Origin of the sequence: Jatrophihabitans sp., from assembly GCF_036000465.1 — a bacterium.
Taxonomy (GTDB): domain Bacteria; phylum Actinomycetota; class Actinomycetes; order Mycobacteriales; family Jatrophihabitantaceae; genus Jatrophihabitans.
Genome location: NZ_DASYFV010000076.1, coordinates 63,016 through 77,248 on the forward strand (window position 1 = coordinate 63,016; position 14,233 = coordinate 77,248).

Annotated in this window: 13 protein-coding genes; 6 read left to right on the forward strand and 7 right to left on the reverse strand. The window is 68.7% G+C overall.

All coding sequences use genetic code 11. The annotated features are described in order from the left end of the window. Positions 1-43: 43 nt before the first annotated feature. The 7 genes from VGN18_RS20460 to rpmH all read right to left on the reverse strand — a co-directional run bounded on the left by VGN18_RS20460 (position 44) and on the right by rpmH (position 4,404). Positions 44-1,111, reverse strand: a complete 1,068-nt coding sequence (locus tag VGN18_RS20460) for a ParA family protein (protein WP_327541578.1) — start codon at positions 1,109-1,111, stop codon at positions 44-46. After that, positions 1,108-1,776, reverse strand: a complete 669-nt coding sequence (gene rsmG, locus VGN18_RS20465; protein WP_349259982.1) for a 16S rRNA (guanine(527)-N(7))-methyltransferase RsmG — start codon at positions 1,774-1,776, stop codon at positions 1,108-1,110. Before rsmG ends, VGN18_RS20460 begins: the two co-directional genes overlap by 4 nt. 71 nt (positions 1,777-1,847) lie before the next feature. After that, complete coding sequence (locus VGN18_RS20470; protein WP_327541580.1) at positions 1,848-2,441, reverse strand: protein jag; 594 nt, start codon at positions 2,439-2,441, stop codon at positions 1,848-1,850. 76 nt (positions 2,442-2,517) lie between these two features. Continuing rightward, a complete protein-coding gene (yidC, locus tag VGN18_RS20475) occupies positions 2,518-3,570 on the reverse strand; it encodes a membrane protein insertase YidC (protein ID WP_327541581.1) in 1,053 nt (350 codons plus the stop codon). A 10-nt stretch (positions 3,571-3,580) separates the two neighbouring features. Next, positions 3,581-3,892: a membrane protein insertion efficiency factor YidD gene (gene yidD / locus VGN18_RS20480; protein ID WP_327541582.1), complete on the reverse strand. Its 312-nt coding sequence runs from the start codon at positions 3,890-3,892 to the stop codon at positions 3,581-3,583. Beyond that, positions 3,892-4,206, reverse strand: a complete 315-nt coding sequence (rnpA, locus tag VGN18_RS20485) for a ribonuclease P protein component (protein WP_349259978.1) — start codon at positions 4,204-4,206, stop codon at positions 3,892-3,894. The genes yidD and rnpA overlap by 1 nt, the downstream gene beginning before the upstream one ends. 60 nt (positions 4,207-4,266) lie before the next feature. Next, the gene (rpmH, locus tag VGN18_RS20490; protein WP_327541584.1) at positions 4,267-4,404 is read right to left on the reverse strand and encodes a 50S ribosomal protein L34; all 138 of its coding nucleotides are present in this window, start codon (positions 4,402-4,404) and stop codon (positions 4,267-4,269) included. A gap of 507 nt (positions 4,405-4,911) precedes the next feature. Here rpmH and dnaA point away from each other — a divergent pair. The 6 genes from dnaA to gyrA all read left to right on the forward strand — a co-directional run. Further along, positions 4,912-6,345: a chromosomal replication initiator protein DnaA gene (gene dnaA, locus VGN18_RS20495; RefSeq protein WP_327541585.1), complete on the forward strand. Its 1,434-nt coding sequence runs from the start codon at positions 4,912-4,914 to the stop codon at positions 6,343-6,345. Positions 6,346-6,646: 301 nt separating this feature from the next. Continuing rightward, positions 6,647-7,780 (forward strand): DNA polymerase III subunit beta, encoded by a 1,134-nt coding sequence (dnaN, locus tag VGN18_RS20500; protein WP_327541586.1) that lies wholly within the window; start codon positions 6,647-6,649, stop codon positions 7,778-7,780. Between the two features lie 8 nt (positions 7,781-7,788). Continuing rightward, positions 7,789-8,946 carry a DNA replication/repair protein RecF gene (gene recF, locus VGN18_RS20505; protein WP_327541587.1) on the forward strand — a complete coding sequence of 386 codons (1,158 nt, stop codon included), beginning with the start codon at positions 7,789-7,791 and terminating at the stop codon, positions 8,944-8,946. 181 nt (positions 8,947-9,127) lie between these two features. Beyond that, the gene (locus tag VGN18_RS20510) at positions 9,128-9,664 is read left to right on the forward strand and encodes a DUF721 domain-containing protein (protein ID WP_327541588.1); all 537 of its coding nucleotides are present in this window, start codon (positions 9,128-9,130) and stop codon (positions 9,662-9,664) included. A gap of 316 nt (positions 9,665-9,980) precedes the next feature. Next, a complete protein-coding gene (gene gyrB, locus VGN18_RS20515) occupies positions 9,981-11,999 on the forward strand; it encodes a DNA topoisomerase (ATP-hydrolyzing) subunit B (RefSeq protein ID WP_327541589.1) in 2,019 nt (672 codons plus the stop codon). 133 nt (positions 12,000-12,132) lie between these two features. Then, positions 12,133-14,233 (forward strand): DNA gyrase subunit A (gene gyrA, locus VGN18_RS20520; RefSeq protein WP_414655082.1); only part of this gene is annotated, 2,101 nt, incomplete at its 3' end.

Below are 14,233 nucleotides of genomic sequence, written 5' to 3' on the forward strand. Positions count from 1 at the left end.
CGCACAACCAGCCCGCTCATCCGTCCCACCCGTTCCTGTCCGGTCATGCCGTAGCACCGCGCTCGGCGATCTCGCGAGCCGCTCGAAGGTACCCGATCGCTCCGCGTGATCCGGCGTCGTAGGTCATCACGGTCTGCCCGAAGCCCGGGGCTTCGGAGACCCGGACGTTGCGGGGAATCATCGGCTCGAGAACGAGCTCGCCGAAGTGGCGGCGCACCTCGTCGGCCACCTGATCGGCGAGCCGGGTGCGACTGTCGTACATGGTCAGCAGCACGGTCGAGACGGCCAGGTCGGGATTGAGGTGCGAGGTCACCAGCTCGACCGTCTTGAGCAGTTGGGCCAGACCCTCGAGGGCGTAGTACTCGCACTGGATCGGGATCAGCATCTCCCGGCCGGCGACGAGCGCGTTGAGGGTGAGCAGTCCCAGTGAGGGCGGGCAGTCGATGAGGACGTAGTCGACCTCGTCTCCCTCGGCATCGAGGAAGGTCTGCAGGGCTCGCTGGAGTCGGTACTCGCGGGCGACCTGGGAAGTCAGTTCGATGTCGGCCCCGGCGAGGTCGAGGGTGGCCGGGACGCAGCGCAGGGTGGGTGCGAACTCGGTGGCCGTGGCGACCTCCGCGATCGGGCGCCCACCGAGCAGCACGTCGTAGATGGACGGGGTGCCGACCCCGTGGTCGACGCCGAGGGCGGTGCTGGCGTTGCCCTGCGGATCGAGATCGATGAGCAGGACGCGCAGACCGTGCAGGGCGAGGGCAGCCGCGATGTTCACCGCGCTCGTCGTCTTGCCGACGCCACCCTTCTGATTGGCCACGGTCAGCACGCGGGTCGCCTTGGGTGTCGGCCACTGCTCCTGCCGCACGTTCAACACGTGAACGGCCTGCGCGGCTTCGCGCATGATCGGGGTGTCGTGGTTGTCGTCGCGCTCGCGCCTGGTTTCACGTGAAACCGGGTCAGTACCAGGGACGTCCACCAGCTCGTCACCCGCGAGCGTTTCACGTGAAACATCGCCGCCGATATTCGGACTCCTGTCCGTGTCAGCGTCGGTGGCGACCGCCGTTTCGGTTTCACGTGAAACATGCTGGTCCACCGACCAGTCGGCCTGCTCGTTCATCGTGCCCTCCTCGCCGGACGCCGCCCAGCCGTTCGAGCGGATCGGGTCACCTGGACGACCCAGGTCGGCTCCGACCCGAGGTCGGCGCCCAGCTCATGAACCGTGATCTCTGCTGCGCCCAATCGGGACAGCGCCGCCCGATGCTGCACGACCTCGTCGGTCGCACTTGCACCCTTCAGAGCGAGAAGTCGCCCGCCGGGGGCCAGGAGCGGTAGACACCATCTCACCAGTCGATCGAGTGGAGCGACAGCCCGGGCGACAACAAAATCTGCCGATCCGACCTCGGCGAGCACTGCCGGCTCGTCGGCCCGCCCGCGCACGATGCGTATCTGGTCGCCCAGCTCAAGGGTGGCGACCGCGGATTCGAGGAAGCGGGTTCGGCGCAACATCGGCTCGACGAGGTCGAGGTGCAGGTCGGGCCGGCGGATTGCCATGGGAATGCCGGGCAGACCGGCGCCGCTGCCGACATCGACCACCCGGGCCCCGACCGGGAGCAGGTCGGTCACCAGCGCCGAGTTGACGAGGTGGCGATCCCAGAGGCGCGATCGCTCCCGCGGCCCGATGTGACCGTGCTCGACGCCGTCAGTGGCCAGCAGGGTTACGAACTGCTCCGCCGGCGCGAGGCGATCGGCGAAGATCGCCCTCGCCGCCGGCGTGGGTGTCAGGTCGACCGGGCCGGCCTGACCTGCGGATGTGGCCGACCCGTCCTCCGGGTCATGCGGAACCGGCTCGCCGGTCACCGCTCGACGAGCACGACCACCCGACGGTGCGGCTCCTCGCCCTCGGACTCGCTGACGACGCCGTCGACCGTGGCGATCGCGTCGTGGACGACCTTGCGCTCGAACGGGTTCATCGGGGCGAGGCGGACCGGCTCGTGGGAGTCGAGGACGCGAGCGGCGGTGTCGGTCGCCAGCTTCTGCAGCTCGGCGCGGCGCGCCTGGCGGTGGCCACTGACGTCGAGCATGAGCCGACTGCGCACGCCGGTCTGCTGCTGCACGGCGAGGCGGGTCAGTTCCTGCAGCGCATCGAGGGTCTCGCCCCGACCGCCGACGAGCGACTGGAGGTCGCTGCCCACGATCGCGACGGCGGCCCGGTCGTTCTCGACGTCCAGATCGATGTCGCCGTCGTAGTCGACGATGTCGAGCAGCCGCTCGAGGTAGTCGGCGGCGATGTCGCCCTCACGCACCAGCAGGCTGTCGGCGGCCTCGCCGCCGCGGCCCTCGCTCGTCGGGGCTCCGGACTCCGGCGTCGGCTCGTCAATCGCCTCGGCGGCGGTGTCGTCCTCGGTGTCGATGGCGGTGTCGATGGCGTGCGTATCGGTCTCGCTCACGAACTGTGTCCTCTCCAGCAGTTCCCGGAAATGGAACCCGGGCGGTGGGTGGTGCGGTCTGGGATGGCCGGCGCGGCTAGCGACGCTTCTTGGCCTGGGTGGGGCGCTTGGCCGGCGGGCGCTTGCCGCCCGGCCGGTTCGGGCGTTGTCCGGGTCGAGGCGTCGAACCTCGCGGCGTGGTGACGGAGTCTTCCTCGTCGTCCACCACATCGGCTCCCGAGCCGCTCGTCGACTGGCCCGGCTTGTTCATTCGTACCGGCCGCTGCCCGGGTCGGGGGGCGAGCGTCCGGCCGACCTCGCCGGCCGGCTTGGCCGGCTCGTCGGTCGGGGGGTGGAACCGGATGATGTAGGCCTGCTGGACCAGCGTCCACAAGTTCGAGGTGAACCAGTACAGGAGCACGCCGAGCGGGAAGTTGAAGAGCAGCCCGGAGATCAGCACACCGACCGGGATGATGTAGAGCATCACCCGCTGGATCGTGGCCGCGGTGCCCTCGGGGGCGACCGTCGCGTTGGCCCGCACCATGAGCTGCGTGGCGAAGGTGGCCGCGGCGCTGACGAGCAGCAGCGGCAGGATGACCGAGCGGGTGGAGGTGATGTCGCCACCGAGCTTGGCCAGCTGGGCCGCGTTGTCCCGGAACGAGGCCGCGAGCGGCGCCCCGAAGAGCTTGGCCTTGGCTGCGCTGCAGGTCTCACTGCGGGTGAAGGTGTAGATCTGCAGGATCTTGTCGTGACTATTGGTGTTACAGCGCGTCACAGAGTTCGAGAGGTGCCGCAAGACGTGGTAGAGCCCCAGGAACACGGGGATCTGGAGGAACATCGGCAGGCAGCCGGCAAGGGGGTTGAACCCCTCCTCCTGCTGGAATTTCATCATCTGCCGGTTCAGCTCGGCCCGGTCGTTCTTGTACTTCTCCCGCAGCTTCTGCATCTTCGGCTGCATCTTCTGCATGTTGCGCTGGTAGTGCACCTGCTTGACGAACATGCGGAACAGCAGCAGCCGGGCCGTGACCACCAGCAGCACGACGGAGAGCGCCCAGGTCAGGCCGCTGTTCGGATCGAGGCCGACCGCGCCGAGCAGCTGGTGCCACCGCAGCAACACCCAGGAAACCGCGACGTACAGGAAGTTGAGCACTCAAATACTCCTAGGCCGCTGATCGCGACGACGTCGTGAGCAGGACGGGGTCAGGGCTGGACTTTCGGTCGCGACGGCGCTCGCGCCCTCCAACGGACGGTGGCACCGGGTCGTGCCCGCCGGCGTGGAAAGGGTGGCACCGCAGCAGGCGGCGCAGGGCCAACCACACGCCGCGACCCGCCCCGTGCATCTCGATGGCCTCGACCGCGTACTCGCTGCAGGTCGGGACGTAGCGGCAGCTCGGCGGCCGGAGCGGGCTGATGGCCATCCGGTAGAACCGCACGCAACCGAGCAGGACCCGCGCCGTGAACGAGCGGGCCATCAGACGGCCAACCGTTCGAGAGCCCGGTCCAGTGCGCGTCCGAGATCCTGCGAGGTCGCGCGGGCCGAGTCGGGCAGCGCCCGGACGACGGTCAGGCTGCCGTCGGGCAGTCGGACGAGGCGATCGGCGAGCTGGGCCCGCAACCGGCGGCTGACCTGGTGGCGCACGACGCTGCCACCGACCGCCTTGCTCACCACGAGCCCGACCCGGGCCGGGCCGGAACCGAGATCAGCATGGTGGTGGACGACGACACTGCCGCTGCGCACGCGTGAACCGGAGCGCACCACCGAGGAGAATTCGGTCGAGCGCCTCATCCGGTGAACGGGTGGGAGCACGGGAAACGAGCGTCTACGAGCCGGCGGCGCCGGGTCGGATCAGGCCGAGAGCTTGCTGCGGCCCTTGCCACGGCGAGCCGCGATGATGGCGCGGCCGGCACGGGTACGCATGCGCAGCCGGAAGCCGTGCGTCTTGGCGCGGCGTCGGTTGTTCGGCTGGAAGGTGCGCTTGCTCACGGTGGGGCTCCATCGGTCGAGGCGGTACAGACGCGATCTTCCGTGGCCACGCGGGTGTGGCCTGCAGCGGGAGACAACGGACGTGAGTCACCGGCGGACCGGTGACGACACAGACGCGCTCACGGTACGGATTGCCTGGCGTGCAGGTCAAACCAGGCCCGGCCCGAATCGATCACCGTAGGGCCCCGGACGACCCCGGCCGGGCCGACACGCCGGTACCTATTGTCGCGGTCCGCGACCGCTGTTAGGTTCGCCCATCGTGTCGCCCAACAGCGGGTGACGCGGGGGTTTCCAGGAGTCGACCGGGACCGACCAGGACCGGTCGACCCCGCCAGGGGGCACCGCCGTACACAGTCTGTGGAGAAGTCTGTGGATTTCGGCGTCCCCTCGACGCGTGAGAGGGTCGCAGCAGCACCTCTTCACCGCCGAGACCACCGACGAACGACCACCGACGAATCCCCGTGGCATGGCGACACCTGCACCGCGACTTACTGGAGTGACCCGCCCGTGGACGACAGCGTCGACATCGTCGCCGTGTGGAATCGAGTCAAGCACCGATTCGACGATCCGAGCGTCCGCCCCCAGCAGAAGGCCTGGATCGGCCTGACCCGCCCGCTCGGCCTGGTCGAGGACACCGTCCTGCTCGCGGCGCCGAACGACTTCGCCAAGGACTTCCTCGAGAACCGGCTGCGCCAGATGATCGCCAAGGTGCTCAGCGAGGAACTCGACCGCGACATCCAGGTCGCGGTGACCGTGCAGGCCGGCGAGGCCAAGGAGTCGGCGCCCGAGCCGGGCGATTCCGAGGGCCTGACCACCGACGAGGACGACTGGCGGGCCGACCCGCCGCGTCCGGCCTCGGCCACCCCGACCTACCGGCCGAAGCACTCCGACGACGAGCGTGATCGCGAGGCCCGGCTCAACCCCAAGTACACGTTCGAGACCTTCGTCATCGGTTCGAGCAACCGGTTCACCCACGCCGCGGCGGTTGCGGTGGCCGAGGCGCCGGCGCGCGCGTACAACCCGCTGTTCATCTACGGCGACTCCGGCCTGGGCAAGACGCACCTGCTCCACGCGATCGGCCACTACGCGCAACGGCTGCAGCCCGGGCTGCGCACGCGCTACGTGTCGAGCGAGGAATTCACCAACGACTTCATCAACTCGGTGCGCGACGACAAGATGCAGGCGTTCCAGTCGCGCTACCGCTCGGTCGACGTCCTGCTCATCGACGACATCCAGTTCATCGAGCGGGCGGAGCGGACCCAGGAGGAGTTCTTCCACACCTTCAACACGCTGCACAACGCGAACAAGCAGATCGTCATCAGCTCCGACAAGTCCCCGCGGCAGCTGAGCTCGCTCGAGGACCGCCTGCGCACCCGCTTCGAGTGGGGCCTCATCAGCGATGTCCAGGCGCCCGACCTCGAGACCCGCATCGCCATCCTCCGCAAGAAGGCCGCCCAGGAGGGCATGAACCCGCCGCCCGACGTCCTCGAGTTCATCGCCAGCAAGATCCAGAGCAATATCCGCGAGCTCGAGGGCGCGCTGATCCGGGTGACCGCGTTCGCCAGCCTCAACCGCCAGGCCGTCGAGCTCGGGCTGGCCGAGATGGTGCTCAAGGACCTCGTCGGCGAATCCGACGCCCCCGAGATCAACGCGACCACGATCATGGCCGTGACCGCGGAGTACTTCGCGATCACGCTGGACGACCTGGTCGGCAGCTCGCGCAGCCGGGTGCTGGTCGGCGCCCGCCAGATGGCCATGTACCTCTGCCGCGAGCTCACCGACCTCTCGCTGCCCAAGATCGGCGAGAAGTTCGGCAATCGCGACCACACGACCGTGATGCACGCCGAGCGCAAGATCCGGGCCCAGATGACGGAGAAGCTCGCCGTCTACAACCAGATCACCGAGCTCACCAGCCGGATCAAGGTCCGGGCTCGTTCATGAGTTCACACGATGTGGGGTTCGCTGTGGACAACAGTGCACGTCGTGTGGACGACCTCGCGCCGGCGCCGGATGTGCACCGGCACGTCACCGACCTGGGTACGACCACCTGCCTGTCGTCCACAGCTGGTAGACCTTCGGACGCTAGCGTTCACGGGGCAGCCGGGTGGTTGTCCCCAGCATCCACAGATGCGAAGACGACAGACGTAAATCTCAATTCAATGATGGACAACGACAAGAGCTACAGCCACGTGGACAGTGGGGATATCCCCATGCCGGGCGGCGAAGACGGTTGGGAGCAGCAGTGAAGTTCCGGGTCGAACGAGACGCCCTGGCCGACGCCGTCACCTGGGCGGCCCGCAGCCTGGCCAGCCGGCCCACGCTACCGGTGCTCGCCGGTCTGTTGCTGACCGTCGACGGCGATCAGCTGCGGGTATCCGGCTTCGACCTCGAGGCCTCCACCGAGGTCGACCTCGAGGTCACCGCGGGCGCGCCCGGCCAGGCCCTGGTCTCCGGTCGCCTGCTGGCCGACATCACCCGCGCCCTGCCACCGCACCCGGTCGACGTCACGGTCGACGGGTCCAGGCTGACCATCTCGTGTGGCGCGGCCCGCTTCACGCTGCCCGGCATGCCGGTCGACGACTACCCGAAGCTGCCGAGCATGCCGACGACGGCCGGCACCGTCGACGGCGCCGAGTTCGCTGCGGCCGTCGGGCAGGTGGCGATCGCCGCCGGCCGCGACGACACGCTGCCGATGCTCACCGGTGTGCGACTGGAGATCGACGGCGACCGGCTGACCCTCGCCGCGACCGACCGCTACCGGTTAGCCGTCCGCGAGCTGTCCTGGAAGCCCGACGACGCGACGGCGGCCGGCGCCCAGGTGCTGGTCCCGGCTCGCACCCTGGCCGACGCGGCCAAGAGCCTTGCGCACAGCGAGTCGCTGACGATCTCCTTGGCGGCCGGCGGCGCCGGCGAGGGCATCATCGGCTTCTCCGGCACGAACGGCGGCCGCGCCAGCCGGGCCACCACCCGCCTGCTCGACGCCACCTTCCCGGCCTACCGCTCGCTGCTGCCCAACGAGTGGGCGTCGAGCGCCGAGGTCGCGGTCGACCCGCTCGTCGCCGCGGTCAAGCGCGTCGCGCTCGTCACCGACCGCAACGCGCCCGTCCGCATGGAATTCGCCGATGGCACCGTCTCGCTCACCGCCGGCGGCGACGACGAGGGCCGGGCCGAGGAGCAGCTCGAAGTCACCTACGACGGCGACCCGATCACCACCGCGTTCAACCCGCAGTTCCTGCTCGACGGTCTGGGTGCGCTGGCCACCGGGACGGCCCGCATGCTGTTCACGTCCTCGACCAAGCCGGTCGTGCTCCGGCCCGAGGCCGCCGACGGGGCCGAGTACACCTACCTGATCATGCCCGTCCGCCTGCCGGGCTAGGTCGGCTCATGCACGTCCGGCACCTCACGGTCGCCGACTTCCGGAGCTGGGTCAGCGCCGACGTCGCGTTCGATCCCGGCCCGGCCGTCCTGGTCGGGGCGAACGGGCAGGGCAAGACGAACCTGGTCGAGGCTCTCGCATATCTCGCCACGCTGGGCAGCCACCGGGTCGCCTCCGACGCCCCGCTGATCCGGGCCGGCGCCGAGCGGGCCGTGGTCCGCGCGGCGATCGTGGCCGACGAGCGTGAGCTGCGGGTCGAGCTCGAACTGGTCGCCGGCCGGGCCAACAAGGCGAAGCTCAACGGCGCGCCGGTCCCCCGCCCCCGCGAGATCCTGGGCGCGCTGCGCACGGTGCTGTTCGCGCCCGAGGACCTCGCCATCGTCCGGGGCGATCCGGGCGAGCGGCGCCGTTTCCTCGACGAGCTCATCGTCGCTCGCACGCCCCGCCTGGCCGGGGTGCGCGCCGACTACGAACGGGTGCTCAAGCAGCGGGCCGCCCTGCTCAAGTCGGCCGGCGCCGCCCGACGGTCCAGCGGTGGCGGTGACCTGCGCACGCTCGACGTATGGGACGGGCACCTCGCCCAGCACGGATCGCAGTTGTTGTGGGCCAGGCTCGCCGCCGTGCGGGCGTTGCGGCCCCACGCCGCTGCGGCCTACGCCCAGGTCGCCCCGACCAGTTCGGCGCTGACCCTGCGGTACTCGACCTCGCTGGCGGCGTCGTTGCCGGAACTGGACGATCCCGAGGCGATACCCGAGGCGAGCCTGCTCGAGGCGGCGCTGATGGCCGAGCTGGCCCAGGCCCGTCCGGCCGAGATCGAGCGCGGCGTGAATCTCGTCGGGCCGCACCGCGACGATCTCGAGCTGGGCATCGGCGAGCTGCCGATCCGGGGGTACGCCAGCCACGGCGAGGGGTGGTCGGCCGCGCTGTCCCTGCGGCTCGGCAGTTACGAGCTGCTGCGGGCCGATGCCCTGCCCGGCGGCGATCCGGTGCTCATCCTCGACGACGTCTTCGCCGAGCTCGACGGCGAGCGCCGCGAGCAACTCGCGCTCGTCGCGGGCAAGGCCGAGCAGGCGATCGTCACCGCGGCTGTCGCCGGTGACGTGCCGAGCCAGCTGCAGGGCGCGCGCTACGACGTCCACGGTGGGGCGGTCCGCCGTGTCCGATGATCGAACTGACGAGCGAAACCTGCGAAACCGCGGTGAAGCGGACCTGACCGGTGAGACTCAGGCCACACGCTTGTCCACAGCCGACGGTGGAAAACCGTCCGCTGATGTGGACAGCGCCTCGAGCGACTTCACCGATTCAGCACATTTGCGGGGCTCTGTCCCCGGTTCCGGTGGACAACCTGTGGACAACGGGGAGACACCCGATCTGGTCCGCAGCGCGCTCACGGATGCCCGCAAGCTCTCCCGCACCCTGCCCGGACGCCGCGCCCGTACCGATACCGAGTCCCGCCGGCGCAATCGCCGGGACAACCTCATCGGGCGCAACCGCGGTGGCTATTCCGGCCCGGGGACGGACACTTCGAGCGATCCGCAGCGGATCGGCTCGCTGCTGCCGGCCTACATGGAGGAGCGCGGGTGGGACCGCCCGCTGTCCGAGGCACGGGTGTTCGCCGACTGGCTCGCGCTCGTCGGTGCCGACGTCGCCGCGCACTGCACCCCGCAGTCCCTGCGCGCCGGCGAGCTCCGGGTCGCGGCCGAGTCGACCGCCTGGGCGACCCAGCTGCGCCTGCTGGCATCGACCCTGCTGGCCCGCCTGGTGACCGAGCTCGGACCCGACGTCGTCACCAAGATCATCATCAGTGGACCGTCCGGCCCGAGCTGGAAGCACGGGAACCGGAGCGTGCGGGGAGCCCGCGGCCCGCGCGACACCTACGGATAACCTGCACGCGACCTGATCGCCGCCGCGGGTGGCTGATCGGGCGCACACCGTCACCGGACCGGGGGGTGCATGGGAACCCGTCACGGCTGGGATGGAAATCGCTCAGCATCGGAATCAGCCCGCGTGCCGACGGTTCCGTAACCGGGTTTCGGCTAGACTGGACAGGACAGTTCGGGGTTGGCCCTGCGCGTCTCCACGTGCCGGACGACCCCAGTTGCATGTCTGGAAGCAGGCCGATCCCTGCTTCTGGCGTCTTGGATCGGCCGGCGCACCGCCGCCGGACACATCGCCGGTTCGGCGAGAGAGGTTCGCACTCGTGACCAGTAGCCCCGCGAAGACTGCCGGCAAATCCGCCAAGAACGACTATTCAGGTAAATCCATCACGGTCCTCGAGGGGCTCGAGGCGGTCCGCAAGCGACCCGGCATGTACATCGGGTCGACCTCGGAGCGCGGCCTGCACCACCTCGTCTGGGAGGTCGTCGACAACTCCGTCGACGAGGCCCTGGCCGGGCACGCCGACCGCATCGAGGTCGTGCTGCTCGCCGACGGTGCCGTCCGGGTCACCGACAACGGCCGCGGCATGCCGGTCGACATGCACCCCCAGCAGAAGCGTCCGACGGTCGAGGTCATCCTCACCGTCCTGCACGCGGGCGGAAAGTTCGACGGTGACTCCTACGCCGTCTCCGGCGGTCTGCACGGTGTCGGCATCTCCGTCGTCAACGCGCTGAGCCACCGCCTCGAGGTCGACATCCACCGCGACGGTTTCCGCTGGACCCAGCCCTACGTCGACCAGAAGCCGGCCGAGCCGCTGAAGAAGGGCGAAGCCAGCAGGAAGACGGGCACCGCGGTCACCTTCTGGCCCGACGCGCAGATCTTCGAAACCACCACCTTCAGCTTCGAGACGGTCAGCCGCCGCCTGCAGGAGATGGCGTTCCTCAACAAGGGCCTGACGATCATCCTGCGCGACGAGCGGGTGGAGAAGGTCGTCGACGAGGACGACGCCACGGCGGCGCCGAAGACGACGAAGGCGCCGCACGTCAAGGAGATCACCTACCTCTACGCCGGTGGCATCGCCGACTTCGTCCGGCACCTGAACGGCTCCAAGGAGCCGATCCACAAGAACCCGATCTACATCGAGGCCGAGGACCAGCCGAACCGGCTCTCCGTCGAGATCGCGATGCAGTGGAACGCGACGTACTCCGAGAGCGTCTACACCTTCGCCAACACGATCAACACGATCGAGGGCGGCACGCACGAGGAGGGCTTCCGGGCAGCGCTGACGAACATCGTCAACCGGTGGGCCATCGAGAAGAAGATCATCAAGGACACCAAGGAGGACCGGTTCAGCGGCGACGACATCCGCGAGGGTCTCGCCGCGATCGTGTCCATCAAGCTCGGCGAGCCGCAGTTCGAGGGTCAGACCAAGGCCAAGCTCGGCAACTCGTCGGCCAAGACGTTCGTGCAGCAGGTCTGCAACGACAAGCTGGGCATGTGGTTCGAGGCGAACCCGGCCGAGGCGAAGATCATCGTCACCAAGATCTCGCAGGCGGCCCGGGCCCGGAAGGCGGCGCAGCAGGCCCGCAAGCTCTCCCGCAAGAACGCCCTCGACACGATGGGCATGCCGGGCAAGCTGGCCGACTGCCGCTCGACCGACCCGGGCGAGAGTGAGCTCTACATCGTCGAGGGTGACTCCGCCGGCGGCTCGGCGAAGTCCTGCCGCGACTCGATGTTCCAGGCGATCCTGCCGATCCGGGGCAAGATCATCAATGTCGAGAAGTCGCGCATCGACCGGGTGCTGAAGAACAACGAGGTCCAGTCGCTCATCACCGCGCTGGGCACCGGCATCCACGACGACTTCGACGTCACCAAGCTGCGCTATCACAAGATCGTGCTGATGGCCGACGCCGACGTCGACGGCCAGCACATCACCACACTGCTGCTGACGCTGCTGTTCCGCTTCATGCGTCCGCTCATCGAGGCCGGCCACGTCTACCTCGCCGCCCCGCCGCTCTACAAGATCAAGTGGAGCAAGGGCGAGCCGAGCTACGCGTACTCCGAGAAGGAGCGCGACGGCCTGATCAAGGCCGGCCAGGAGGCCAACCGTCGCCTGGCCAAGGAAGACGCGATCCAGCGCTACAAGGGTCTCGGCGAGATGAACTCCAAGGAGCTGTGGGAGACCACCATGGATCCGGCCCACCGGATCCTGCGACTCGTCACGCTCGACGACGCGGCCACCGCCGACGAGTTGTTCTCGGTCCTGATGGGCGAGGACGTCGAGGCGCGCCGTTCCTTCATCATCCGCAACGCCCGCGACGTCCGCTTCCTCGACATCTAGGGATCTTCATGGTGCTACGCACCGTGAGCTCCGTATCGGCATGAAGATCACGAACAGATAGGCAATTCCCTTGACTGACATCACTGAGCCTCCGTCGTTCGACCGGATCGAACCGGTCGACATCCAGACGGAGATGCAGCGCAGCTACATCGACTACGCGATGTCGGTCATCGTCGGCCGGGCGTTGCCGGATGTGCGGGACGGCCTGAAGCCGGTGCACCGCAAGATCCTCTACGGCATGTACGACTCCGGGTTCCGGCCCGACCGCAACTACGTCAAGTGCGGACGGGTCGTCGGCGACGTGATGGGCAACTACCACCCGCACGGCGACTCCGCGCTGTACGACGCCCTGGTGCGCATGGCCCAGCCGTGGTCGCTGCGGTATCCGCTGATCGACCCGCAGGGCAACTTCGGCTCGCCCGGCAACGATCCGGCGGCCGCGTACCGCTACACCGAGTGCCGGCTGCAGAGCCTGGCCATGGAGATGCTGCGCGACATCGACAAGGAGACTGTCGATTTCGTCCCGAACTACGCGGGCAACACGGTCGAGCCGGTCATCCTGCCGGCGCGCATCCCGAACCTGCTGGTGAACGGTTCCGAGGGCATCGCCGTCGGCATGGCCACGCGCATCCCGCCGCACAACCTGCGCGAGGTCGCGTCCGGCGTGAGCTGGGCCCTCGACCACCCGGACGCGACGTCGGAGGAGCTGCTCGAGCAGCTGATCCAGCTGATCCACGGCCCGGACTTCCCGACCCGTTCGCTGATCGTCGGCCGCGACGGCATCGAGGACGCGTACCGCACCGGCCGCGGCTCGATCCGCATGCGGGCCGTCGTCGAGATCGAGGAGGACCAGAAGGGCGCGACGATCCTCGTCGTCACCGAGCTGCCCTACCAGGTGAACCCGGACAACCTCGTCGAGTCGATCGCCGCGCTGGTCAAGGAGGGCAAGATCGCCGGCATCCGGGCGATCCACAACGAGAGTTCCGACCGTATCGGCATGCGGATCGTCATCACGCTCACCCGCGACGCCGTGGCCAAGGTCGTGCTGAACAACCTGTTCAAGCACACCCAGCTGCAGACGACCTTCGGCGCCAACATGCTCGCCATCGTCGACGGCGTGCCGCGCACGCTGCGCCTCGACCAGTTCGTCTCGCACTACGTCGACCACCAGGTCGAGGTCATCGTCCGGCGCACCCGTTACCTGCTCGCCGAGGCCGAGAAGCGCATCCACATCCTGCGCGGATTGCTCAAGGCTCTTGACCAACTCGACGCCGTCATCGCGCTCATCCGCAACAGCCCGTCGGCCGACGAGGCCCGCGGCGGTCTGATGAACCTGCTCGAGATCGACGAGGTGCAGGCCACCGCCATCCTCGACCTGCAGCTGCGCCGCCTCGCCGCGCTCGAGCGGCAGCGGATCATCGACGAGCACGACCGGATCGCCGCCGAGATCGAGGACTACAACGACATCCTGGCCAAGCCGGGCCGGCAGCGGCAGATCATCCGCGACGAGATGAACGAGATAGTCGACAAGTACGGCGACGATCGGCGCACCCGGATCATCCCGCACGACGGTGACGTCTCGATGGAAGATCTCATCGCGATGGAGGACGTCGTCGTCACCATCACGCGCACCGGGTACGCGAAGCGCACCAAGACCGACCTCTACCGGGCCCAGCGGCGCGGCGGCAAGGGTGTGCAGGGCGCGGCGCTGCGCACCGACGACCTGGTGGCGCACTTCTTCGTCACGTCCACCCACGACTGGATCCTGTTCTTCACGAACAAGGGCCGGGTCTACCGCGCCAAGGCCTACGAGCTGCCCGAGGCGAACCGCAACGCCCGCGGCCAGCACGTGGCCAACCTGCTGGCGTTCCAGCCCGACGAGACCATCGCCGAGGTCATCACACTGAAGAACTACGAGGTCGCGCCGTACCTGGTGCTGGCGACCAAGGCCGGCCTGGTCAAGAAGACGAAGCTGACCGACTTCAACTCCAATCGCACCGGCGGCATCGTCGCCGTCAACCTGCGCGAGGACGACGAGTTGATCGACGCGGCGCTCATCTCGGCCGAGGACGACCTGCTGCTGGTCAGTCGCAAGGCCATGTCGATCCGGTTCACGGCCAACGACGACACCCTGCGGCCTATGGGACGGGCCACATCCGGCGTCATCGGGATGCGCTTCTCCGACTCCGACGAGCTGCTGGCGATGGAGGTAATTCGCGACGAAAGCACCGAAA